The 21,412-nt window shown below is 32.4% G+C and carries 20 protein-coding genes and 4 pseudogenes; 16 read left to right on the top strand and 8 right to left on the bottom strand.

Features of this window, described 5'->3' with window-relative positions:
- Window positions 1-133: 133 nt before the first annotated feature.
- Window positions 134-1,378: pseudogene (locus tag IGI63_RS15700) on the top strand (IS256 family transposase).
- A gap of 384 nt (window positions 1,379-1,762) precedes the next feature.
- Here the strand turns inward: IGI63_RS15700 and IGI63_RS15695 are convergent.
- Together IGI63_RS15695 and IGI63_RS15690 are read right to left on the bottom strand one after the other, a co-directional pair.
- Complete coding sequence (locus tag IGI63_RS15695; RefSeq protein ID WP_429976248.1) at window positions 1,763-2,959, bottom strand: MarR family transcriptional regulator; 1,197 nt, start codon at window positions 2,957-2,959, stop codon at window positions 1,763-1,765.
- 172 nt (window positions 2,960-3,131) lie between these two features.
- Window positions 3,132-3,395, bottom strand: coding sequence for a hypothetical protein (locus IGI63_RS15690; protein ID WP_429976247.1), 264 nt, complete (start codon window positions 3,393-3,395; stop codon window positions 3,132-3,134).
- Between the two features lie 475 nt (window positions 3,396-3,870).
- On the opposite strand from IGI63_RS15690, the gene IGI63_RS15685 reads away from it, so the two are divergent.
- Together IGI63_RS15685 and IGI63_RS15680 are read left to right on the top strand one after the other, a co-directional pair.
- Window positions 3,871-4,806: a ParA family protein gene (locus IGI63_RS15685; protein ID WP_429976246.1), complete on the top strand. Its 936-nt coding sequence runs from the start codon at window positions 3,871-3,873 to the stop codon at window positions 4,804-4,806.
- Window positions 4,807-4,820: 14 nt separating this feature from the next.
- Complete coding sequence (locus tag IGI63_RS15680) at window positions 4,821-5,423, top strand: hypothetical protein (protein WP_429976245.1); 603 nt, start codon at window positions 4,821-4,823, stop codon at window positions 5,421-5,423.
- 253 nt (window positions 5,424-5,676) lie between these two features.
- Here the strand turns inward: IGI63_RS15680 and IGI63_RS15675 are convergent, their stop codons facing one another.
- The 4 genes and pseudogenes from IGI63_RS15675 to IGI63_RS15660 all read right to left on the bottom strand — a co-directional run bounded on the left by IGI63_RS15675 (window position 5,677) and on the right by IGI63_RS15660 (window position 6,599).
- Window positions 5,677-5,832, bottom strand: coding sequence for a transposase (locus tag IGI63_RS15675; RefSeq protein ID WP_429976244.1), 156 nt, complete (start codon window positions 5,830-5,832; stop codon window positions 5,677-5,679).
- The gene (locus tag IGI63_RS15670; protein ID WP_429976243.1) at window positions 5,780-5,914 is read right to left on the bottom strand and encodes a hypothetical protein; all 135 of its coding nucleotides are present in this window, start codon (window positions 5,912-5,914) and stop codon (window positions 5,780-5,782) included. The genes IGI63_RS15675 and IGI63_RS15670 overlap by 53 nt, the downstream gene beginning before the upstream one ends.
- Before the next feature lie 127 nt (window positions 5,915-6,041).
- A pseudogene (locus tag IGI63_RS15665) lies at window positions 6,042-6,229 on the bottom strand (transposase); the annotation flags it as partial.
- Window positions 6,230-6,252: 23 nt separating this feature from the next.
- Window positions 6,253-6,599, bottom strand: a pseudogene (locus IGI63_RS15660) (transposase).
- 974 nt (window positions 6,600-7,573) lie between these two features.
- Here IGI63_RS15660 and IGI63_RS15655 point away from each other — a divergent pair.
- From IGI63_RS15655 to IGI63_RS15610, 10 genes and pseudogenes are all read left to right on the top strand, one after another.
- Window positions 7,574-7,753: a hypothetical protein gene (locus IGI63_RS15655; RefSeq protein ID WP_429976242.1), complete on the top strand. Its 180-nt coding sequence runs from the start codon at window positions 7,574-7,576 to the stop codon at window positions 7,751-7,753.
- A gap of 3 nt (window positions 7,754-7,756) precedes the next feature.
- Window positions 7,757-8,166 (top strand): annotated as a pseudogene (locus tag IGI63_RS15650) (hypothetical protein).
- A 117-nt stretch (window positions 8,167-8,283) separates the two neighbouring features.
- Complete coding sequence (locus tag IGI63_RS15645; protein ID WP_429976241.1) at window positions 8,284-9,672, top strand: IS1182 family transposase; 1,389 nt, start codon at window positions 8,284-8,286, stop codon at window positions 9,670-9,672.
- 635 nt (window positions 9,673-10,307) lie between these two features.
- A complete protein-coding gene (locus IGI63_RS15640) occupies window positions 10,308-10,715 on the top strand; it encodes a hypothetical protein (protein WP_429976240.1) in 408 nt (135 codons plus the stop codon).
- Between the two features lie 227 nt (window positions 10,716-10,942).
- Window positions 10,943-11,080, top strand: a complete 138-nt coding sequence (locus tag IGI63_RS15635; protein ID WP_429976314.1) for a hypothetical protein — start codon at window positions 10,943-10,945, stop codon at window positions 11,078-11,080.
- A 17-nt stretch (window positions 11,081-11,097) separates the two neighbouring features.
- Entirely contained in the window at window positions 11,098-11,415 is a 318-nt protein-coding gene (locus tag IGI63_RS15630) for a tyrosine-type recombinase/integrase (protein ID WP_429976239.1), read from the top strand.
- Between the two features lie 305 nt (window positions 11,416-11,720).
- On the top strand, window positions 11,721-14,045 hold the full coding sequence (locus IGI63_RS15625; RefSeq protein ID WP_429976238.1) for a BspA family leucine-rich repeat surface protein: 2,325 nt from the start codon (window positions 11,721-11,723) through the stop codon (window positions 14,043-14,045).
- Window positions 14,046-14,082: 37 nt separating this feature from the next.
- Window positions 14,083-14,430, top strand: a complete 348-nt coding sequence (locus IGI63_RS15620) for an LPXTG cell wall anchor domain-containing protein (protein WP_429976237.1) — start codon at window positions 14,083-14,085, stop codon at window positions 14,428-14,430.
- Window positions 14,427-14,957, top strand: a complete 531-nt coding sequence (locus IGI63_RS15615; RefSeq protein WP_429976236.1) for a WxL domain-containing protein — start codon at window positions 14,427-14,429, stop codon at window positions 14,955-14,957. The genes IGI63_RS15620 and IGI63_RS15615 overlap by 4 nt, the downstream gene beginning before the upstream one ends.
- A 69-nt stretch (window positions 14,958-15,026) precedes the next feature.
- Entirely contained in the window at window positions 15,027-16,040 is a 1,014-nt protein-coding gene (locus IGI63_RS15610) for a DUF916 and DUF3324 domain-containing protein (protein ID WP_429976235.1), read from the top strand.
- Window positions 16,041-16,373: 333 nt separating this feature from the next.
- Here the strand turns inward: IGI63_RS15610 and IGI63_RS15605 are convergent, their stop codons facing one another.
- Window positions 16,374-17,801 (bottom strand): IS1182 family transposase, encoded by a 1,428-nt coding sequence (locus IGI63_RS15605; protein ID WP_429976234.1) that lies wholly within the window; start codon window positions 17,799-17,801, stop codon window positions 16,374-16,376.
- 1,052 nt (window positions 17,802-18,853) lie between these two features.
- On the opposite strand from IGI63_RS15605, the gene IGI63_RS15600 reads away from it, so the two are divergent.
- The 3 genes from IGI63_RS15600 to IGI63_RS15590 all read left to right on the top strand — a co-directional run bounded on the left by IGI63_RS15600 (window position 18,854) and on the right by IGI63_RS15590 (window position 20,113).
- Window positions 18,854-19,105, top strand: coding sequence for a hypothetical protein (locus IGI63_RS15600; RefSeq protein WP_429976233.1), 252 nt, complete (start codon window positions 18,854-18,856; stop codon window positions 19,103-19,105).
- A gap of 167 nt (window positions 19,106-19,272) precedes the next feature.
- Window positions 19,273-19,893, top strand: a complete 621-nt coding sequence (locus tag IGI63_RS15595) for a recombinase family protein (protein WP_429976232.1) — start codon at window positions 19,273-19,275, stop codon at window positions 19,891-19,893.
- 58 nt (window positions 19,894-19,951) lie between these two features.
- Window positions 19,952-20,113 carry a hypothetical protein gene (locus tag IGI63_RS15590; RefSeq protein WP_429976313.1) on the top strand — a complete coding sequence of 54 codons (162 nt, stop codon included), beginning with the start codon at window positions 19,952-19,954 and terminating at the stop codon, window positions 20,111-20,113.
- On the opposite strand, the gene IGI63_RS15585 is transcribed toward IGI63_RS15590, so the two are convergent.
- Window positions 20,110-21,266 (bottom strand): IS3 family transposase gene (locus IGI63_RS15585; RefSeq protein WP_429976231.1). Its coding sequence is split into 2 segments (ribosomal slippage): window positions 20,110-21,008 and window positions 21,008-21,266, totalling 1,158 coding nucleotides; the frame shifts between segments, so codons are not numbered across the junction. The genes IGI63_RS15590 and IGI63_RS15585 overlap by 4 nt on opposite strands.
- Window positions 21,267-21,412 lie beyond the last annotated feature (146 nt).

Here is a 21,412-nt window from a genome sequence, read left to right as displayed (position 1 = left end):
CTCTAAAAAGTACTTCGAATTGAGAGTGTAAAAAAAACTGTGTAAGTTGCTAATTCTAGATAAAGCAACTTCACAGTTTTTCTTTTTGTTTTCATCCAACTTTGGATAAAATTAGATGAGGAGTGATTGCACTATGACCAGAAAAAAACGAGATAAAAAATCTGTGGAGTTCGCCCAATCCATTATCGATACGTACCAACCTGAAAATATAGATGACATGCAAAATGCCTAGAAAGATATTTTCGGTTCTATGTTTGAAGCAATGTTACAGGGGGAACTAAACCACCATTTAGGTTATGAACCAAATGAAAAAGCAGAGAAGTCTTCCGATAATCGACGAAATGGGTATGGCCAAAAACAGCTAAAAACCAGTATGGGCGAAGTTCAAATTCAAACCCCAAGAGATCGTGACGGTTCTTTTGAACCGGTCTTGATTCCAAAAAGAAAAAAAAGATATATCTGAATTTGAGAACAAGGTTTTAGCCTTGTATGCACGTGGTATGAGTCAACGAGATATTTCTGATACTATCGAGGATATTTATGGGTTTTCTGTCTCTCATGAAATGGTCTTCGATATCACCGATGCCATTATTCAGGAACTAGAAGAATGGCAAAATCGACCACTAAAAAATGCTATGCCTTTTTATTTGTGGATTGTATGTACGTCACCATTCGTGATAACTATGAGGCTAAAGAAACGGCCGTTTACACAATCCTTGGGATTGATTTAGCTGGAAATAAAGACATTTTAGGTTTATGGCTGAGTCAAACAGAGAGTAAAAGTTATTGGATAAAAATATTTGATGAGCTTAAAACCCGTGGCGTAGAAAATGTCTTCTTTTTATCTATGGATGGCGTTTCCGGTTTGGAAGCTGGGGCAAAATCTGTTTTTCCTGAAGTAATTGTTCAGCGGTGTATTGTCCATTTGGTACGAAACTCCTTAAAATACGTTCCTAGTAAAGATTATAAGGACTTTTGCCGTGATTTGAAGAAATTCTATAGTGCACCAAGCCTGAAGGCTTGTAGGGCTAATTTTGAAACATTTAAGCAACGTTGGTCTAATTATCCCGGAGCAATCGCCGTTTGGGAGCGCAACTTTGCTCATGTTGAACAGCTTTTCGACTTTGGTGGCGCGATTCGGAAAATCATGTACACTACAAACGCAATTGAAAGTATCCATGCCAGTTTTCGAGAAGTTACTAAAAAAGGTGCTTTTCCTAATGAAAATGCCTTATTAAAACTGTTGTATCTTCGTGTGTCTGAACTTGAGCGCAAATGGGCAACTGGCCATATAAGAGATTGGCCGTTAGTTCTAAACCAGCTGATGATGAACGAAGCCTTTTCTAAAAGGACTGAAAAATATAGTGTTTATTTGTAAATCTTGAAACATTTATTTCCTACTTACACACTTTACTTGACAATCCCTTCAATTAAAGTTAATAGTCGATATGATAATGAAAATAGTAATCAACAATTACGATAATAACGTATTTTTGAAATTGTTTTACTTTAAAGTGCTCTATATTCATTCCTAAATAAAAGATAGTTCCACTCTTAATAGTCCATTTACATACTCTAACTATTATTTGTATATCCTTATTTTTTGAATTGAATACTTTTCTTTAATGTTTGTCGTCTTTCTTTCGATTTGGCTAAAATCCACTATTTATTTGTTTAAATAAATTTCTGGTGGTAATACTTTATTGCAAGCAATATATTTCTTGCATGAATAACACTAATTTCCCATCACTTTTTTTATTGTTCATTCTCCCTCTAACCAATTATGAAGTATTACTTGGGGTATTTCTTCCTTGTCCATTCCTAACATATCATCTAGCATACTTTCATTTGCTTTATTTATTTTAGCAGATTGCAAACGACGTTCTACTCCGTTGATAAAATATGTGGCAAATTCAGCGATACCATTATTTTGTTGACTTCTTTCTCCCATATGCATAAGTTGTTGCTTGACTATCTGTTTATCAAATTTTGTTGGATTATTTACAAAATATTCTAAAATAGCATGTACATTTTCAAAATCTACTTGTAATTGTCTCAAAGTAATAGTTAAGTTTTTATAATTAGGATCCAGTCCAATCCATTTCAATAATTCAACATGTTTTTCCTGATATTTATTTTCTTTTTTATTTTCTTCTTCTTTTTTTAAGTCAGTTACCTGTAATGTAATCTCTGATTTATCCTCTGATGTAATCTCTGGTAATGTCGTTTCATTTTGAGTAGATAGTGAATCATTTCTTAATAAGGGTGTTTCAAAATGATTCAAGCTTGTTTCGATTTGATTCGATGTCGTTTCATTTTGATTAGGGGTCATTTCATTTTGATTTGACATAGTTTCAAAATGAGACAACACGTCGTTTCTGTTTTCTTTATACGAATGTTCTATTAACTTGTCTTCCAATTTTTGTAATTCAGCAAATCCAACAAAATTCATAATTAACTTATATCCATTTAAACTATATCCAAGCTTATAAAGATCCATTTGCAACTTGAGTAGATTAACACGATATTGGGGAGTATTATCTCCTCTGTATCGTGGATTTTTTCGTTTCATAATCCAACCTTTATCTAACAAGTTATTAATCACTCTTGTCATAGTTGGTTTAGAAATTGTCAACATAGTGTCTTCAATCAGTTCATTTGCTGATTTGTAAATCCATCCTTGTTTTAAATCAGACTCTAGACACGATAAAACAGAAGTATCATTATCTTCGGTGTACTTCTTAACTCTTAACATTTCTTCACGTATAAATTTGGCAGCAGTCTTCGTTCTTTCTGACCAATATATAAATTGGTTTAAAACAATTGCTTGATTACTATCTCCAGTTAATTTAACTAACTCTTCCCTAAGAACAGAAACTTTTAATGGCTTAGACAAGTCACTATCCATTAAAGCATCTTCCATGTCAAGATAGGCATTTGAATTATTATTCTCAGTCATTATTGTACACCTCAATATACTAATTTTGGTGTAGAAAAATATTGAATACTTTTAATTTTTTAGTTATAATCAGTATGCAGTGTTAGCTATACACACATACCTAGATATTTTTCTACTATTGGTTGAATATCTATAAAACATTTTGACAGTGCTGTTACCGCAGCACTGTTTTTTAATACTCAATGCCATGTACGATATAGTTGTATTCGGGGGAATCTTTTAAACTCAATACAAATTCTTTAAACTCTTCATCGTCTTGTGGCAAATCATACAACCACAATCCCTCGTATAGATCACCAATGAAGCTCTCTATATCATCTAAGTATTCATTATTTAAATCTTTCCTACCTGAAGAAAAATCTCTGAAATAATTACCGTCGATGCCAATTGCTAAAGCTAGTTTAGATTGAACAACCATATATTTTTTATTTAGCAATTTTACTAAGTATCGTATGTAAGCATTTCGATCTGATTTGGAAAATTCTTTAGAATTAAATATACGCCTCACTCCTTTTTGCGTTATACATAACGCAACTGTTAATTAATTTAACCATACTAATAAAAAAATTTCAATAAACAAATAGACAAAATAAAGTTAAATTGTTTGAATTAGAGAAAGAAAACTATTATCATAAAGCTTCCAAAAATGTTTACTTTAAAGTACACTTAAAAGTAATAGTTTATTATTACTATTACAAGTAGCCTTATGTATAATTATTTAGTCTAAAGGTTGATTTTGCGTTGTGTATAACGCAAATATATAGTATACTGTATTAGAAAGCTGTAAAGTTGAAAATAAATTTATAGTAGTATTGAAAAGTGTACTTTTAAGATTACTAAATAGAATACTTTATAGTGGTGAATTGAGTAATGATCAATAAAAGTCAAACTTTTTTAGGGGGAACTAAATTATGGCACTCAAAATAGCTTTTGTGAATAATAAAGGTGGATCAACTAAAACTACAAGTGTTGTAAACTTAGCGGGTGCAATTAATGTTATGCATCCCAAAGCAAGAATTGCAATTGTAGATAATGATGGCCAAGGGAATGCCAGTCGTAGTTTTGGCAAAAATCCAAGAGATTATGAAGATACAATGTATGATGTATTTATGGGGACGAAAGAATTAAAAGATGTTGTTCAAAAAGATATTTATGAAAATATAGATATACTTCCAGCAAACACTGATATGAACTTTTTTGAATTTGATAAAATGAAAGATTATGAAGAGGAGTTTACCGTTTCAACCTTTCAATTAATCAAAGGTCTTGCTGAAAGAGGGTTCGATTTTACTAATCTAGATCTAAGTACTTGGCGAGAGATGATTCCGGATGAAATTTCGATTACTCAAAATTATTTCAATTTATTAGAAGGTAAATTTGAACAACTAGATAAGGAATATGACGTAATTATTTTTGACACACCACCGGAAATTAAATCTGTTACATCTTCAGTAATCGCTGTAGCTGATACAATTGTAATTCCATACGAACCTGAGATATATTCGGTTGATGGTATTGTTAATATTTTGGATAGAATAAAATATATTAAAGAGGAGTATAATCCTAAATTACAAATTGCGGGTCTACTACCTGTTAAAGTTAGAGCAAATACAAATGTACATGCTGATACGATGTTGAAAGTAATTGGTTATGCTAATACAATCGGTATTCCATTTTTCAGCACATCAATTCCCAATACAATTAAGTTTTCTACTTCAACTGCTTCTCGTGGGTTACCTGCTACTCTCGGTAGAAAGGTTAAGAGCTCAGAAGATTTAGTTCATTCTTATTTCAACTTATTAGAAGAAATGGAAAACAAAGGCATTATTAACTTTGATAACATTTAAGGAGGATCTGATTAATGGCTAGAAATAGAGATATGAAGGGGCAAAAGAAGAATATGAATGCTTCTGATGACATGTTTGCTGAGCTACTTGGAAACGCTAATCCTATTGATGAAGAAAAACAAGAAAGTAATAATAAAGAATTACAAAAAAATAATCTTGAAAGCATACCTGAAAGTACACTTTCAAGTGTACTAGATAATAGTACTGAAAAATTTAATGATGAAGATAATCAAATAGAAGAAATTATAGAAAAAATAGTTTCAAAAGAAAGTTCTACACAGTCCCCTTCCGTAGTAAATAAAGGTGGAAAATTAAAGATTGGATCTAGATCGAAGGGGAAAAAATCTAAAAAACCCAATTTTTCTGCATTAAATGAAAATGGATTGTATGATTTACAAAAGAAAAACAAAGATACAGAAGTATATCTGGAACTAGTTAAGAAGACATTTAGTATCAGACCTGATGTAGAAGAAATTTTAAAGGCGGCGTTGACTAATGAGCGTGGTGGAGTTATTAAAGGATTACAAGCAACATTTATAAATAACGCTATTATATTTGAACTTATTAGAATAGGTGTCCTTGACGAGGCGAGTTTAAGTGAAATTGAAGACTATTAAGTCTTCTTTTTTTTATGAATGTTCTACTATTACTATCTATATATAATAGTAAGGGTCTGTAAAGAATTTTGTGTAAGTTCTTTTTCAGTTAAATGTAATCGGTGACTCTCTCTTAAAAAAATATAACGAATTGCGACACAATTTGTCCCCAATTTTGGATCTTCATGGTCTATTTTTTTGTGACATCTATGGTAACTAGATACACCATTTATAGCAATGATTCCTCTGAAGGAAAGACGCTTTTAGACTTTTTTTATTTACGTAACTGCCGGTGAAATTCCTCAATCACATTCGTGGTGTAAATGATCATTCGTAATTCTGAAGGATACTTGAAAAAATTTGCTAATTCTGACCAATTATCCATCCAGCTTTTTGTGATAATCGGATATTTTTTTGCTCCACTTTTCATCAAATTCACTGAGTGATTCCAATGCTAATTCTTCCGTAGAGGCCTTGTAAATAGGGTTTAAATCTGCTGTTATCGTTTTCAAATCTTTGTAACCAACAAAACGGATACTGTTGCGAATTTGATGAACGATACACTTTTGGACTTATGTTTGCGGGAACGTCTGCTTGAATCACTTCACTGAATCCATTCAAATTGTCTGTACAAGCAATCAGAATGTCTTGAACCCCACGATTTTTCAATTCATTTAGCACCATTAGCCAAAACTTTGAAGATTCTGATTCGCAATCCAGATACCTAATACTTCTTTAAATCCTTCAACCGTTACGCCAAGTACAATGTAGACAGCTTTCGCTTGTATCCGTCCTTCATGACGAACCTTAAAATGAATAGCATCCATAAAAATGATGGGATAGAGTGCGTCTAATGGTACTTATTCGCAACATTTGAAATTAGCGTAGGGGAAACCTCAGCCCCGTACAAATCAGTAAAATAATCTTGAATTTCTCTTGTACTCAATCCCTTTGTATACATGCAATGATTTGGTCTTCGAGTCCAGATAAAGATGTTTGATTTTTCTTTACGATTATAGGTTCATACTCACTGTTTCGGTCACGGGGAATAGTTAATGGAATTTCCCCAAATTCCGACGACCGTAAGGCCTTGCTGCTCGTGCCATTTCGTCTGTTATTTGTATATTTCGTCTCTTTTAAATTTTTAGCATAGCCTAAATATGTATCTAATTCAGCCTCAATAGTAAGTAAAACCAATTACCTATACCACTACTATTAAGTATAGGTAATAGAAATACAAAACTTAATCAATTACTATTTAAAGTTCTACTACTATTACCTATATATAATAGTAAGCAAAACCTATTACCTATATTACTACTATTAAGTATAGGTAATAGAAATATAAAACTTAATCAATTACTATTTAAAGTTCTACTATTATTACCTATATATAATAGTAAGCAAAACCTATTACCTATATTACTACTATTAAGTATAGGTAATAGAAATATAAAACTTAATCAATTACTATTTAAAGTTCTACTATTATTACCTATATATAATAGTAAGCAAAACCTATTACCTATATTACCACTATTAAGTATAGGTAATAGAAATATAAAACTTAATCAATTACTATTTAAAGTTCTACTATTATTACCTATATATAATAGTAAGCAAAACCTATTACCTATATTACTACTATTAAGTATAGGTAATAGATTACTATTATGTTTTGTTCTTAGTAATTTAAAAGAATTACTTTAAAGTACACTTTGTAGTAATCTTTTTGGAAAGATGTGCTAGGATAACCCTGTAGTAAACAAGTAAAATCTTTGAATAAAAGCTTTTTAGCCGAGATAAAAGTATCTATTAATTGAGTTAATCATGAAGTAAGTAAATAAAAAATAGAACTAAAAAGTACTAATTTATAGTTAATAGAAGCAAAATATAGTAAATAATTTTCTTGCTCACAGTCTAAGATTACATTATGTAGCCGAAGTGCTAATTAAAATTATAGAATACAAAAATATTGTAAGACTATCAACTATCTTTTTTAAAACTAAAAAGAAAAAGTATTGACCCGTTTGGTTCTGTTGCAAAGTTCAAAAATACCCATAAAATCGATCGATTAATCCAATAATTAAAAATAAAAATGGATTTAAACCAGCATTTCTATTTTTGAAATTTTATTATTTTGAATAAATATTGGTGGTTTTAAAAACTTTTTGCAACAGAACCTAAAATATCAAGAACGTTTAAAAGTCTACGATGTTGAGGGAATTAAGATTAGTCATAATTACACAGGTAAAGCTGATGGCTGGGACGTCAAAGCTCATAAAGTATTTATTGACGTATTAAACGAATTAGATCAACACCAACTAGTACTTGAAGAATTGGAGGGATAAAATATGAGTAATAGTTTTGAGCCTATAATAAAAACAAAAAGAAAAAATCTTCTTTAGAAGAAAAACATGTTAGTGTTAAAGGAAATGATAACTTTTCAAGAGATACTACAAATAATATTGCTTCACAATCTACATCAGTGACTAAAAAATTAAGATCTGATAATAGCGATTATAAAGCACCTACAATAGACAGATAATATAAAGCCACTATGACTCAAAAAATATCTCCTTCAGTAAATCTTAAGATAAACACTTTAAAACCTTTTCTAGGTGATTTAGAAGACATGCCCAAGGCTACTAATGATATTTTGAACCTTTTGTTAGACAATTATGTAAATACAAAATTTTCAACTCGACAACAAGAAGCCTTCAACTCTATGTATAATACACAAATTGAACTTTTGAAGAAGTAATAGACTTATAAAAACCAAAAGTATACTCAGACTGTAGACAAACTCCTAAATTTGGAGTGTTGTTTGCAGTTTTTTTGTTTTATACTGATTGTATAAACTATTTTGGGAGTGATTCTAATGATGAGAAAACAATCGATTGAAGGTAGAAATCAATTTGCTATGTTAACAATTGATGATCTTGTACCAAAAGATCATTTGGTACGAAAGATTGATGCTGCGATTCAGTTTGATTTTATTTATCCCATTGTAGAATCCACGTATTCGACCTATGGTCGTCCCAGTATTGATCCAGTGATCTTAATTAAATTAGTAGTTATCCAATATTTATTTGGTATCCGTTCGATGAGACAGACAATTAAAGATGTTGAAACAAATGTTGCTTATCGTTGGTTTTTGGGATATTCATTCGAGGATCCTATCCCACATTTCTCTACTTTTGGTAAAAACTATGTTCGAAGATTTAGAGAAACAACTTTATTTGAGGATATTTTAGAACAAGCTGTCAAAGCTGACTTCGTTACGGAAGACAACCTTTATATTGGTTCTACTCATATCAAAGCAAATGCCAATAAACATAAGTTCACAAAAGAAATGACCTACGGTCAAGCTAAAGCTTATCAAGATGAATTAGAAGATGAAATAAATAAAGAACGTATTTCTGTAGGAAAACGTCCTTTTACATGGGACACAGAAAGTGAGTTGAGTCTTCAAAAAATTAGTCATTCAGATCCAGAAAGTGGCTACTATGTTAAAGGAGAACGAGAAAAACAATTTGCTTATTCCGCGCATACTTCCTGCGAAGATAACGGTTTTATCTTATCTACACTAATCACACCAGGAAATGTGCATGACAGCCAAGTCGCAATTGATCTGGTTAAACAGTCGAAAAGAGCTTTTCCAAATATAAAGCGTGTTGTCGCTGATGCAGGATATAAGACGCCTAAATTTGTTCATTTTCTGTCACACTTGAAACTCTACCCTATTCTTCCATATACTGCACCTCATGGAGTAAAAGGAATGTTTCGTAAAAAAGACTTTGTTTATGATGCCTATTTTGACTGTTATTTATGCCCTAATAATCAACCGTTGTTATTTTCAACTATCACTCGTGATGGCTATCGAACCTATAAATCAAATCCAAAATTCTGTAGGAGTTGTCCATTACTTGAAACCTGTACTTCGAGTGCAAACTATCAAAAAATTGTAACTCGGCATACTTGGGCTGATCTTATGGATGAACTTGAACACCAACGCCATACGGCGTTGAATAAAGAAATTTACAAAAAGAGAAAACAAACCATTGAACGAATATTTGCAGATGCAAAAGAAAAGCATGGTATGCGCTGGACGAAATATCGAGGTCTTGAAAAAGTAGCTGCGCACACGATGCTTACGTTTTCTGCCATGAATTTAAAAAAACTAGTCACATGGCTTTGGAAAACAAAAAAGCCTATGGCTTTTTATTTCAAATTTATACAAAAACTAACAAAAGGAGTTGGCAATTAAGCCACTCCTTTTTGTCTACAGTCTGAGAAATGCTGGTAAACAAGCATTTCTTTTTTTATTTTGATAAAATATAAGATTTTAAAGATACATTTAAAACTTGCAACAGAACCGAATTATTTTTCTGTCTTTTTTCTTGTAAGAATATAAAACAAGAAGTTTTTATACATTTAGAATCATTTTAAACAAGGGAATATATTAATTATTTAAAATCTACTACAATATTCACATTAACATTATAATACTATTAGAATATAAACACAAGAAGTTTTTATACATTTAGAATCATTTTAAACAAGGGAATATATTAATTATTGAAAATATACTACAATATTTCACATTAACATTATAATACTATTAGAATATAAACACAAGAAGTTTTTATACATTTAGAATCATTTTAAACAAGGGAATATATTAATTATTGAAAATATACTACAATATTTCACATTAACATTATAATACTATTAGAATATAAACACAAGAACAACTATCATTATTACTATTTATTCGTAAATCTCTCGAGTATACTTAATAGAGATAGCTCAAAAAGTTAAAATTAAGATATCTAATAGTCTTTTAGTTTCTTTTACCCGTCAAATTAAGCCGTCAACAAGTAGAAAGGATGAAGTTATTTTATGCCACGAACTGGAGAAAATATTTATAAACGAAAAGATGGTCGCTGGGAGGGCCGTTATCCAATTGGTCGACGTCCCAATGGACGATTGCATTATGGGTACATTTACGGTAGAACATTAAGTGAAGTGAGAAATCGTTTAATTCCTTTGCGGAAAAAGGTCGCTAGGATGAACCATTATAAAAGGGTTGGCTCATTGTCTTATAAAGTATGGTGTAGAGAATGGCTACTGAACATTCAAGGAATAGTCAAAGACTCTACTTTTTCTAGCTACAGTTATAAACTAAAAAAAGTATTTATTACCTTCTTTAGGGGACCTACCTTTACACGAAATTTCAGCTACAAAAGTACAGCAATTAGTCAGTCAATTGGAAAAGCAATCTCTCTCCCCCAGCAAGTATTAAAATAATGATAACACTTTTAAGTGAGACATTAAGAGTTGCGTATAAAAAGGAATTAATTGAAAAAATCCTTGTTCAAATGTTGTCTTACCCAAAGTAAAGAGAAAAAAGTGCATGCATTATCTTTACATGAGCAAAAAGGTTAGAGAATACTATTGAAACCATTGCAACCCCTAGTTCTTTAGCAGTCATAGTTGCTATGCATACGGGGCTTAGAATTGGAGAGATTTCCGCGTTGAAATGGAATAATATACAATTTGATCGTCAACTTTTAATTGTTGAAAATACTTATCAGCGTTTACCGCTCCCTAATGAAAATAAGACCATTTTAACTGAGGCTCCTGCTAAAAAAGTCAGGCTGCTCAAAGAGTAGTACCATTATCAAGAAAATTGATTCTATTATTAAAGGAACATGCAAAAAATAAACAGTCAACGTACGTTTTTTCTGTTAACAATAAGCCTTATGAACCGCGTTTATTATCCTATCACTTTCAGCGAATCTGTAAAAAAGCAGGCTTAGTAAATATTCATTTCCATCAGCTTCGTCATACATTTGCAACACGATGTTTAGAAAATGGTGCAGATATTTCTTCTGTTAGTGCGCTTCTAGGTCATTCTTCGACACAAATGACACTGGATATTTACTCAGATTCTTTACTAGAACAAAGAATTTTTGCAATTCGTTGTATGGAGCGGGCAGTTTCTTAGAAACCTTTTCCAAAAATAAAAAAGGAAGTAATTGACAGGGATTTTTATTTTTAAAAATGAAAGCGATTGCAAAAAAAGAGATTTCTTTTTCATAAATAATGAGTAAAGAACTTCTGAAGAAGTTCTTTTTGTTATATAAAGACAAACAAATAATTAAGAATAGCCGTCAGTATATCCCGTCATATTAGTAAAAAGCTAATTTATCAAGTATTAAGAATAACTTCTTGTTTTATATTCTTACAGAAAAAATATTTCTGCATTATTTTATACAAAGTAAACAAATAAAAGTTATGAGGTAGATTAAAATGAATAAAAAATCATTATTTTTAGGTATTTTATTGTTAAGTTATTTTCAACCCTTGTATTCTGCAATTGCTTCCGAATCACCAATAAGTGGTTCTTCTTCTATTTTAAGTTCAAGTGAAAATCCAATATTAAACACAAATAGTGATCCATTGTCAAATATGCATAATGTAGATATTAATAATACTACAAATGACCATTTAACTAACACAAAAAAGGATAATGAAGAAAGTATAAATGATGAATCAAATTTAAATAAATCCGATAGTGAGTCTAAAGATAACCTTGAAAAAAGTATCGAAGAAAAAACATCTAATTCAGAAACTGTATCTTCAACAACAGAGACTTCCGATAATTCTGCTGAGACAAATAATAAAGTAAATGAAGATCAGATGGTGAAACCACCAGAAAAAGCACAAGTAAATAAGATGGCAGCTTCAACAGGTACATGGGGAACCGCAACTTATAATTGGGTAAGTGATGGACGATTGATAGTTATGGGAGGATCGTTACAACGAGCTGATCTTGCTCCTTGGAAAGGATCTTCACCAGACATAAAACCAGAAGAAATCAAATCAATAAACTTTCTAATGAAAACAGTTTCCCCAGAAAATAGTGACTCTCTTTTTAGTAATCTTACTAATTTATCAACTATTGAAAATTTAAAAAACTTAAATACTGAAAACTCAACCAATATGCAGAGTATGTTTGCAAATACACCTTCCCTTACTAGTTTAGATCTAAGTAGTTTTAATACGAATAAAGTCAAGAATATGAACAGCATGTTTGCGAATATACCTTCCCTTACCAATTTAGATCTAAGTAGTTTTAATACCAGTAGTGTCACAGATATGACGGACATGTTTAAGGATACAACAAAACTTCAATCCCTTAAGCTTGGACAAAATTTTAAATTTATAGGTAGTAATGCAAATTTACCTTCTCCACCGATAACCGATCAATACTCAGGGAAATGGCAAAATATAGGTTCTGGGACGAAAGATTCGCCTAAGGGAGTTAATATTTGGAGCAGTACTCAATTCATGAGTAACTACACAGGAAGTAAAGATGCCGATACGTATGTTTGGCAACCAGCCGGAGTGGGTTTGTGGGGAACTGCACCTTACCAATGGGATGCGTCAAGCGGTGTACTAACGGTTGGAGCAGGGGATTTGCAACAAGTAAACCTTGCACCTTATGTAAATGGCACCATTAAACGGAACGATATTAAAAAAATTATTTTTACGGGAAGTGTAATTGCTCCAGTTGATAGTTCTAGTTTTTTCCAATCTCTTTATAATTTATCAAATATTGACGGATTAACTAATCTTGATACTTCAAACGTGATAGACATGAATAGTATGTTTGCAAATATAGGTGTTACCAGTCTAGATCTTAGTAAATTTGATACTAGTAAAGTAAAGAATATGGGGGCTATGTTTTATGGAATAAAGAAATTAACCCAGTTAGATTTGAGTTCCTTTAATACAAGTAATACAGAAGACATGTATGCCATGTTTTATAATTTATATGCTTTGACTAAGTTAGATTTTAGTAATAAATTTGATACTAGTAAAGTTAATGATATGGAGTATATGTTTTATGGAAACAGATTAATGACTAGTCTAGATTTAAGTACCTTTAATACGAGTAAAGTGACGAATATGGCGTATATGTTCTCTAACACAACGAATCTTCAGTTACTCAAACTAGGAAAAGGGTTTAGATTTGCAGCTAGTAATACGGATCTTCCTGAGCCACCTAATAACGATAAAATAGCTGGAAAATGGCGTAATCTTGGTTCGGGTGATCAGAAAAAACCATTAGGAAAAAACCTTTGGACTAGTAGGGAACTAATGACAAACTATAACGGAGAAACAGACGCGGATACGTATGTTTGGCAGCCTACAGGAATTTCTATAGATTTAGTTTCAGAAAACTTTTCTTTCCCAAACGTGCAAATTTCCGGCAAAAAACAGACCGTAGAGCCTACTGAAAAAGCGAAATTGTCTTTAACAGATGCGCTACCTAAGAATTATTCTGGTACTCAATTACTGGTTTCTTATGAGACTCCCGACGATGAGTGGCAAAAAACAGGCTTCTCATTGAAAATAAAACCCAGCACAACGCAGACCTATATCCAAACAGCTGAAGTACAGGTGAGTCCGGATGCAACGCCAATAATCACTCAATTTGATGAAAGTAAAAAACAAGGAGGGACGATTGTCGATCTTGACCTTTCACCAGAACTAACCGTTCCTCAGTCGTTGACCGCAAAAAATTATTCGACAACCATTGTTTGGACCATCCAGCAAGGGCCTAAATAGTCTAATGCTGTTTGAGTTAAAAGAAAGGAGGCTACATGTGAAACATTTAATTTATGGTTTTTCCCTCATCATAGGACTTGGACTCTTCGGAGGGTACTTTGATCAAAAAGAAGTCTTTGCAGCACCATCACAGACAGAAGTCGCTATTAAAATCAAGGAAGCCCCTCCGGTGGTTCCAAATGCAAACCAACTAATCCCAATTGATATTTCTGATACAAGTATTCGCGGAGATCCAGATTCAAATAAAGGTATGGGGTATTCAAAATATCCACAAACCAATGAAGATAGATCTCCATGGTGGGTAATTCCGCTAGGAATGCTAATAAGTATAGGAACGCTACTATTTTTTATTATTAAAAAAAAGAAAAGAGGAAATATAGTATGAAAAAAGCATTAGTAAGTACTACGTTGTTAGGAGTATTAATGGGAGCTGGTTTATTTATCCAAACTTCCGTTTATGCTGAAACAGCCAATAATACAACAGCTAATATCACGATTAATGGTGGGGGGTTGAATATCGATAACTTAGCATCGATTGACTTCGGTAGCATAACTTTGAATGGTAAAAAACAGACGATTTCACCTAAAACGCCCGCCGCTCCTATTTTAAGTATCCATGATTATCGTGGAAAAACAGATGGCTGGTCGTTACAAGCAGGGTATGAAAAAGATAAAGCTCTTGGTGGAGGAATGACGTTAAAACTAAATCCTTCATCCGATCAAGGAGGAACAGTTTCTCAAGTATCTTTAAGTACTACAATGGCTCCAATTTATAAGTTAACAAAAGCCGACTTAGACAAGCAAGATACAAATCTTACCTTGAACCCAACTATTGATGTTCCAGCAAATACACCTGCTACAAACTATACCGGAACGATTGTATGGAATGCGGTAGAAGGAGCACCAGCATAGAAAAACAACTAAAACGAGAGGACACCATTCTCTAATGAGAATGGTGCTTTTCATTAAAGGGGGAACATCATGAAAATAAAAGTTATCAATTTTTTCTCTATCCTACTATGTTTAGGAATGCTCCAGCCAGCAGTAGGTCATGCACAAGACAATTCCTCTGTGGAACAAGCAAATAACTATAGTATTTCTCCTGACTTAGGTGCAACACAAAAGAAAGAAACAACCAATTTTTATGATATGAGAGTACAACCTAAACAAACGGATACCTTTCAATTAACCATTACTAATCAAGCCAAACAACAGCAAACCTTTCAAGTTATGATAACTACTGCTACAACCAATCAAAATGGGATTGTAGATTACACCAAGACAGATTTTCCAAAAGATCCATCGATGACACTTGCGATTAAGGACCTGATTACGATTGACCAACCGAAAGTCACGATTCCTGCCAATCAATCACAGACAGTTCGCTTCCGATTGACGATGCCTGATCGCGCTTTAACAGGAATTTTGTTAGGTGGGGTGGTGGTGCGTCCAATCCAAGAGAAGAAACAAGGCAAAGGTATTCAAAATGTCTTTATGCATACCCTAGCAATCCGTGTGGATCAAACAGACGACCCCGTACCAACAAAAGTGATTGGTGGTGACGTGACGATTGGTCAAAATAATTTACACAATCAAGTGTCGATGGCCTTACGCAATCCAGAACCAAAGTTGCTCACACAATTGGAAGGAACCTTTACAGTGACCAAAAAAGGCCAATCAAAACCACTAGCACAGAAGAAGCGGAAAGATCTCAGTATTGCACCTAATAGTTCATTTACCTTACCTTTAGCATTGGATCAAGACTTTAAAGCAGGAGACTATACCTACACGATTTTATTAAAAAATGCGAATGGAGAGTGGAAGTTCTCAAAAGACTTTACAATTAAGGCAAGTGAGGCGAAAAAGTATAACCAAACGTCCGTTGATCACACCAAATCTCCATGGGAAAGGTGGGCGCTCTACGGAGGAATTGTTCTACTGATTTTAATCTTATGTGGGCTGTTCTACTATTTAGGAAAGAAGAAGAGGAAATGATGGTTGTGTTGCAAAGTTTTACCAATGAAAAAACCTTGTATCAGCAATGAAGTCCACAATAATACAAGGCTTTTTCTGGTATAATATAAGAGATAGTAAAGTTTATTGACGGTGGTTATCCAATCGAAAGTGAGGCAATGCGTATGAACGTATTGCCAAAATCTATAGAAAAGAGTGAATTTGAAAAAAAGATTAAGGTATTTGAAAAACAACTACGAACATATGAAGCTGCCTTAACAATTTTAAATGAATGTTGACTTATGTGTGATTTTTGGATTTAAATGGCCTGCTATTTCTATAGATAAATGGCACTATCTTAAATAGATAGTGCCATCAGACTGTAGACAAAAAGGAGTGGCTTAATTGCCAACTCCTTTTTGTTAGTTTTTGTATAAATTTGAAATAAAAAGCCATAGACTTTTTTATTTTCCATAGCCATGTGGCTAGTTTTTTTAAATTCATAGCAGCAAACGTAAGCATCGTGTGCGCAGCGACTTTTTCAAGACCTCGATATTTCGTCCAGCGCATACCATGCTTTTCTTTTGCATCTGCAAATATTCGTTCAATGGTTTGTTTTCTCTTTTTGTAAATTTCTTTATTTAACGCCGTATGGCGTTGGTGTTCAAGTTCATCCATAAGATCAGCCCAAATATGCCGAGTTACAATTTTTTGATAGTTTGCACTCGAAGTACAGGTTTCAAGTAATGGACAACTCCTACAAAATTTTGGATTTGATTTATAGGTTCGATAGCCATCACGAGTGATAGTTGAAAATAACAACGGTTGATTATTAGGGCATAAATAACAGTCAAAATAGGCATCATAAACAAAGTCTTTTTTACGAAACATTCCTTTTACTCCATGAGGTGCAGTATATGGAAGAATCGGGTAGAGTTTCAAGTGTGACAGAAAATGAACAAATTTAGGCGTCTTATATCCTGCATCAGCGACAACACGCTTTATATTTGGAAAAGCTCTTTTCGACTGTTTAACCAGATCGATTGCGACTTGGCTGTCATGCACATTTCCTGGTGTGATTAGTGTAGATAAGATAAAACCGTTATCTTCGCAGGAAGTATGCGCGGAATAAGCAAATTGTTTTTCTCGTTCTCCTTTAACATAGTAGCCACTTTCTGGATCTGAATGACTAATTTTTTGAAGACTCAACTCACTTTCTGTGTCCCATGTAAAAGGACGTTTTCCTACAGCAATACGTTCTTTATTTATTTCATCTTCTAATTCATCTTGATAAGCTTTAGCTTGACCGTAGGTCATTTCTTTTGTGAACTTATGTTTATTGGCATTTGCTTTGATATGAGTAGAATCAATATAAAGGTTGTCTTCCGTAACGAAGCCAGCTTTGACAGCTTGTTCTAAAATATGAGAGAAAATATCCTCAAATAAAGTTGTTTCTCTAAATCTTCGAACATAGTTTTTACCAAAAGTAGAGAAATGTGGGATAGGATCCTCGAATGAATATCCTAAAAACCAACGATAAGCAACATTTGTTTCAACATCTTTAATTGTCTGTCTCATCGAACGGATACCAAATAAATATTGGATAAATACTAATTTAATTAAGATCACTGGATCAATACTGGGACGACCATAGGTCGAATACGTGGATTCTACAATGGGATAAATAAAATCAAACTGAATCGCAGCATCAATCTTTCGTACCAAATGATCTTTTGGTACAAGATCATCAATTGTTAACATAGCAAATTGATTTCTACCTTCAATCGATTGTTTTCTCATCATTAGAATCACTCCCAAAATAGTTTATACAATCAGTATAAAACAAAAAAACTGCAAACAACACTCAAAATTTGGAAGTTTGTCTACAGTCTGCACTGAATTTTATATTCAGTGTTTTTTATTTTAAGTTATAAGTTGGTACAAATAATTTTGCCAAAATTTTATAACGAGGAGTCATTAATTTAACCAATAAAATCATTGCTAAAATACATAAAAAACTAAAAGAAATCGATTGCAATTTTAATTAACTTTATTTATTCTAAGAGTGTAAAATATTTTTATTTTACCTAGTAATGGTGATTATTCTTTTGTATGAAGCAAAACAATAATAAAACTAGTTTCATTCCTTGTTTATCTTTTTCCAATAGAGAAAATATAACCAACAGTTTATCACCTGTCGTTAGAAATATTTTATTTCTAACGACAACTATTTAATCGGTTTAATACAGTATAAAGCAACAAAAAATTCTTTCGGTTACACTCCACGACCCTCAATTTACAAGAATTTTTTGTTGTTTTTTATTGATTAAATAAACACAAGCTGAACTACTCTGTTTAGTAGTTCAGCTTGTGTTTGAGTTCTTAGTAAAAAGTTATAACGAAAAATTAAGCCAGAAGTGAGTAACTAGCTTAGGAAAGAGGTACTATGAAATAATTATTACTAAGAAGTTAATGGGTAATTAATAAAAAACGACGAGTGTTATCTTACTTGGTTACAAGATTAATATGATAACAACGAGTGAGTAATAAACTATAGTTTTATTATAGTATTTTTGTAAAAAATTTCAAATGTACCTGCTATTTCGTTTCACAAATATAAAAGGTTAAAATCTTGATTTAAAAATGAAGTGTAGTTTGTTTGTGAAAATATAGTGTTTATTCTTCTATTTGTTTTTTAATAAGCAAGTATATGATTATTCAATCAATAACCACGTAAGTCTTATGATAGACAGAATTATAAGAGTTAGCATCGTGTAAGGGCTCTTATTTTTATTTGAAAATAAAAAATAGAGGAGTAAACTTAAGATATCAATACGTAAGGAGTGTTATCTATTATGTCAAATTATGGAGAAAAAGAAACAAGAGCATTGGTAAAAATTACAGAAGTTTTGAACAAATTGGATTCCAATTTAGAAGAATTAGATACTTTAAATGAAGATACCAAAAAACATAGTATGAAAAAATGGCTTGTTGAAAAAAGAGCAATGCATGAAATTAAAAAGATTGCACATAAAGCTGATAAGTATGACAAGTACGATGAAAAAGAATTACAAAAAGATATTGATCATGTAGAACAATATATGTAAAAAATATTAAAAAGAAGAGTACACAGAAAGTAGATGATTTTCTGTGTACTCTTCTTAATTGTCTAATATGAGTGTACCCTAATTAGACAATCACAACTATTTGATTTTCTTGTTTTTTAGCTGTATGATTAGGGTGTATGATAAAACACTTGGAAAGAGGTGGAATTTTGAAAGTTGCATATGCAAGAGTTTCATCCATTGACCAAAACTTGGAACGGCAAATTCAAGAGTTCAAAAAATTAGGGGCAGAAAAAATATTTGTAGAGAAAAAATCTGGCGCAAGTATTGAACAACGACCAATTTTTACAGAAGCTCTCGATTTTGTGAGAGAATCCGATATTTTTATGGTAGAAGCCATTGACCGATTAGGCAGAAATTACGATGAAATTATTCAGACGGTTAATTTATTGAAAAATAAAAATGTTCGACTCATAATTACAAGTCTTCCTATTATGGCTGAAGCGATTGGTAATCCATTACTTGATCGTTTTATTAAAGATTTGATCGTCCAGATTTTAGCAATGATTGCAGAACAAGAAAGAACAGAATCTAAGCGACGACAAGCACAAGGAATTAAAATTGCAAAAATGAAAGGTGTTTATAAAGGGCGTCCCAAATTATATAGTCCAATAGCAAAAGATCTCCAAAAAAGAGCGGTCTATAGAAATATTATAGAAGAGTTACAAAAAGGCACCGCTATTTCAAAAATAGCAAAGGAGTATGGAATTACTCGGCAAACGGTTTATAGAATAAAAAAAGACTATGAATTAAACCAATCTGAGTTTTAATGAAGCAAGCAGAAAATAAGAATGATTGTTTAGTGAAAATAGACAAGGAGTAGTTATTATGGAAAATAGAGAGAAAATTATTCAGTTGTTGAAAAATCCTTTAGTAACAGGTTATGGAATAGAAAAAATGTCAAATGGGCGACTCTATTCAGCAAACTTCCAAAGATATAAGAATTGGATGATTGTCAATAAAGTAGACACAAAAAGAGTAGATACTTAAAGATTTTCAAAGTATTTTTCCTCCTTTTCGTTAGGAGTAAGCATGTTTAATGTTCCATGAGGTCGTTTGGTATTGTAAAATCCTTCGATATATTCAAAGCAAGAAAGTTGTATTTCTTGAAGCGAAGATAATTTCCGACGGTTCAGTTCTTCCTTTTTCATATATTTGAAAAAAGCTTCCGTTACTGCGTTATCCCAGGGATAACCAGGTTTAGATAAAGAATGAACAAGTGGTCGATCTTCTAAGTATCTTCTAAATTCTAAAGAGGTATATTGGGAACCTTGGTCTGTATGAAAAAGGACCGGTGCAGTTGGTCTTCGTGATTGAATCGCTTTTTCTACCGTCGAAATAGCCAGTAGAGTATCTATTTTGTGACTCACAGACCAAGCAATCACTTTTCTAGAAAATAAGTCAAGAATGATACAAAGATAAACAAAAGATTTATTCCCTATGGGAATATAGGAAAAGTCACTTGTCCAAACTTGGTTTGGAGCAGGTGGATTGAACGCTTGTTTTAAGTGATTTGGTCGTTCGAAAGAAACCTGCTTTTTTGACCGCTTAAAAACAGGTTTAGAGGTAGACATTTTAGGTAAATCCATCGTTTTCATTAGTCGATATACTCGACCAATACTGATGCGTAAGCCATAGTCACGGGAAAGCATTCGTTGAATTTTTGCCGGACCTACTCGTTTTTGAGAAGTCGTGTAAATTTCTAAAATATTTTTTCGAATTTGTTGATTTTCCAATGTTCTAGGGGCAACATTCTCTGAAAAATGCTTGTAATAAGTTGAACGATTAACTTTAAGAACTCTGCATAATGTAACAATGGCATGTTCATAACGAAGGATATGGATAGCCTCTAGTCGTTCGTGGAGCGTGGCGTGAATATGGCAATCGCTTTTTTTAAGATTAGATTTTCTTCCTCTAGTTGGGCATTTCTTTTTTGTAATTGTTGAATTTGTCGAGCCGTAAGGATCGTCCCATCATCAATTTTCACTTCAGAATATTGTTTTACCCAACGAGCAATAGTGGATATGGCAATTCCATATTCAGTGGCAAGAGTGTTCTGAGATTTGCCGCTTTCATATAGTTTAACAATGGATTGCTTAAACTCTTCATCAAATTTACGGGGTATTTTTCGTTTGTCTACCATAATAAAAATCCTTTCTAAATGAGTGTCTATTTAATTGATAGTATAGCAGAAAGTCTGTCTACTTTATTAGCATACATGCATATGTTGCTTGTGATTGTGGACAATTAGCTAGAAGAGAGAGGGAGAAATATAATCACTTTAAGTGT

This window comes from Enterococcus sp. DIV0086, assembly GCF_050498705.1.
Classification (GTDB): Bacteria; Bacillota; Bacilli; order Lactobacillales; family Enterococcaceae; genus Enterococcus; species Enterococcus faecalis.
Note: the sequence above shows the minus strand (reverse complement) of the source record. Positions and strands in the feature narration are given on the sequence as shown.

Excerpts from the sequence above, each read along its gene's own strand:
- IGI63_RS15615 (WP_429976236.1), top strand. The coding sequence starts at position 14,427 with ATGAAAAAAGCATTAGTAAGTACTACGTTGTTAGGAGTATTAATGGGA.
- IGI63_RS15685 (WP_429976246.1), top strand. The coding sequence starts at position 3,871 with ATGGCACTCAAAATAGCTTTTGTGAATAATAAAGGTGGATCAACTAAA.
- IGI63_RS15680 (WP_429976245.1), top strand. The coding sequence starts at position 4,821 with ATGGCTAGAAATAGAGATATGAAGGGGCAAAAGAAGAATATGAATGCT.
- IGI63_RS15675 (WP_429976244.1), bottom strand. The coding sequence starts at position 5,832 with ATGAAAAGTGGAGCAAAAAAATATCCGATTATCACAAAAAGCTGGATG.
- IGI63_RS15600 (WP_429976233.1), top strand. The coding sequence starts at position 18,854 with ATGTCAAATTATGGAGAAAAAGAAACAAGAGCATTGGTAAAAATTACA.
- IGI63_RS15640 (WP_429976240.1), top strand. The coding sequence starts at position 10,308 with ATGCCACGAACTGGAGAAAATATTTATAAACGAAAAGATGGTCGCTGG.
- IGI63_RS15625 (WP_429976238.1), top strand. The coding sequence starts at position 11,721 with ATGAATAAAAAATCATTATTTTTAGGTATTTTATTGTTAAGTTATTTT.
- IGI63_RS15590 (WP_429976313.1), top strand. The coding sequence starts at position 19,952 with ATGGAAAATAGAGAGAAAATTATTCAGTTGTTGAAAAATCCTTTAGTA.
- IGI63_RS15695 (WP_429976248.1), bottom strand. The coding sequence starts at position 2,959 with ATGACTGAGAATAATAATTCAAATGCCTATCTTGACATGGAAGATGCT.
- IGI63_RS15605 (WP_429976234.1), bottom strand. The coding sequence starts at position 17,801 with ATGATGAGAAAACAATCGATTGAAGGTAGAAATCAATTTGCTATGTTA.
- IGI63_RS15645 (WP_429976241.1), top strand. The coding sequence starts at position 8,284 with ATGATGAGAAAACAATCGATTGAAGGTAGAAATCAATTTGCTATGTTA.
- IGI63_RS15610 (WP_429976235.1), top strand. The coding sequence starts at position 15,027 with ATGAAAATAAAAGTTATCAATTTTTTCTCTATCCTACTATGTTTAGGA.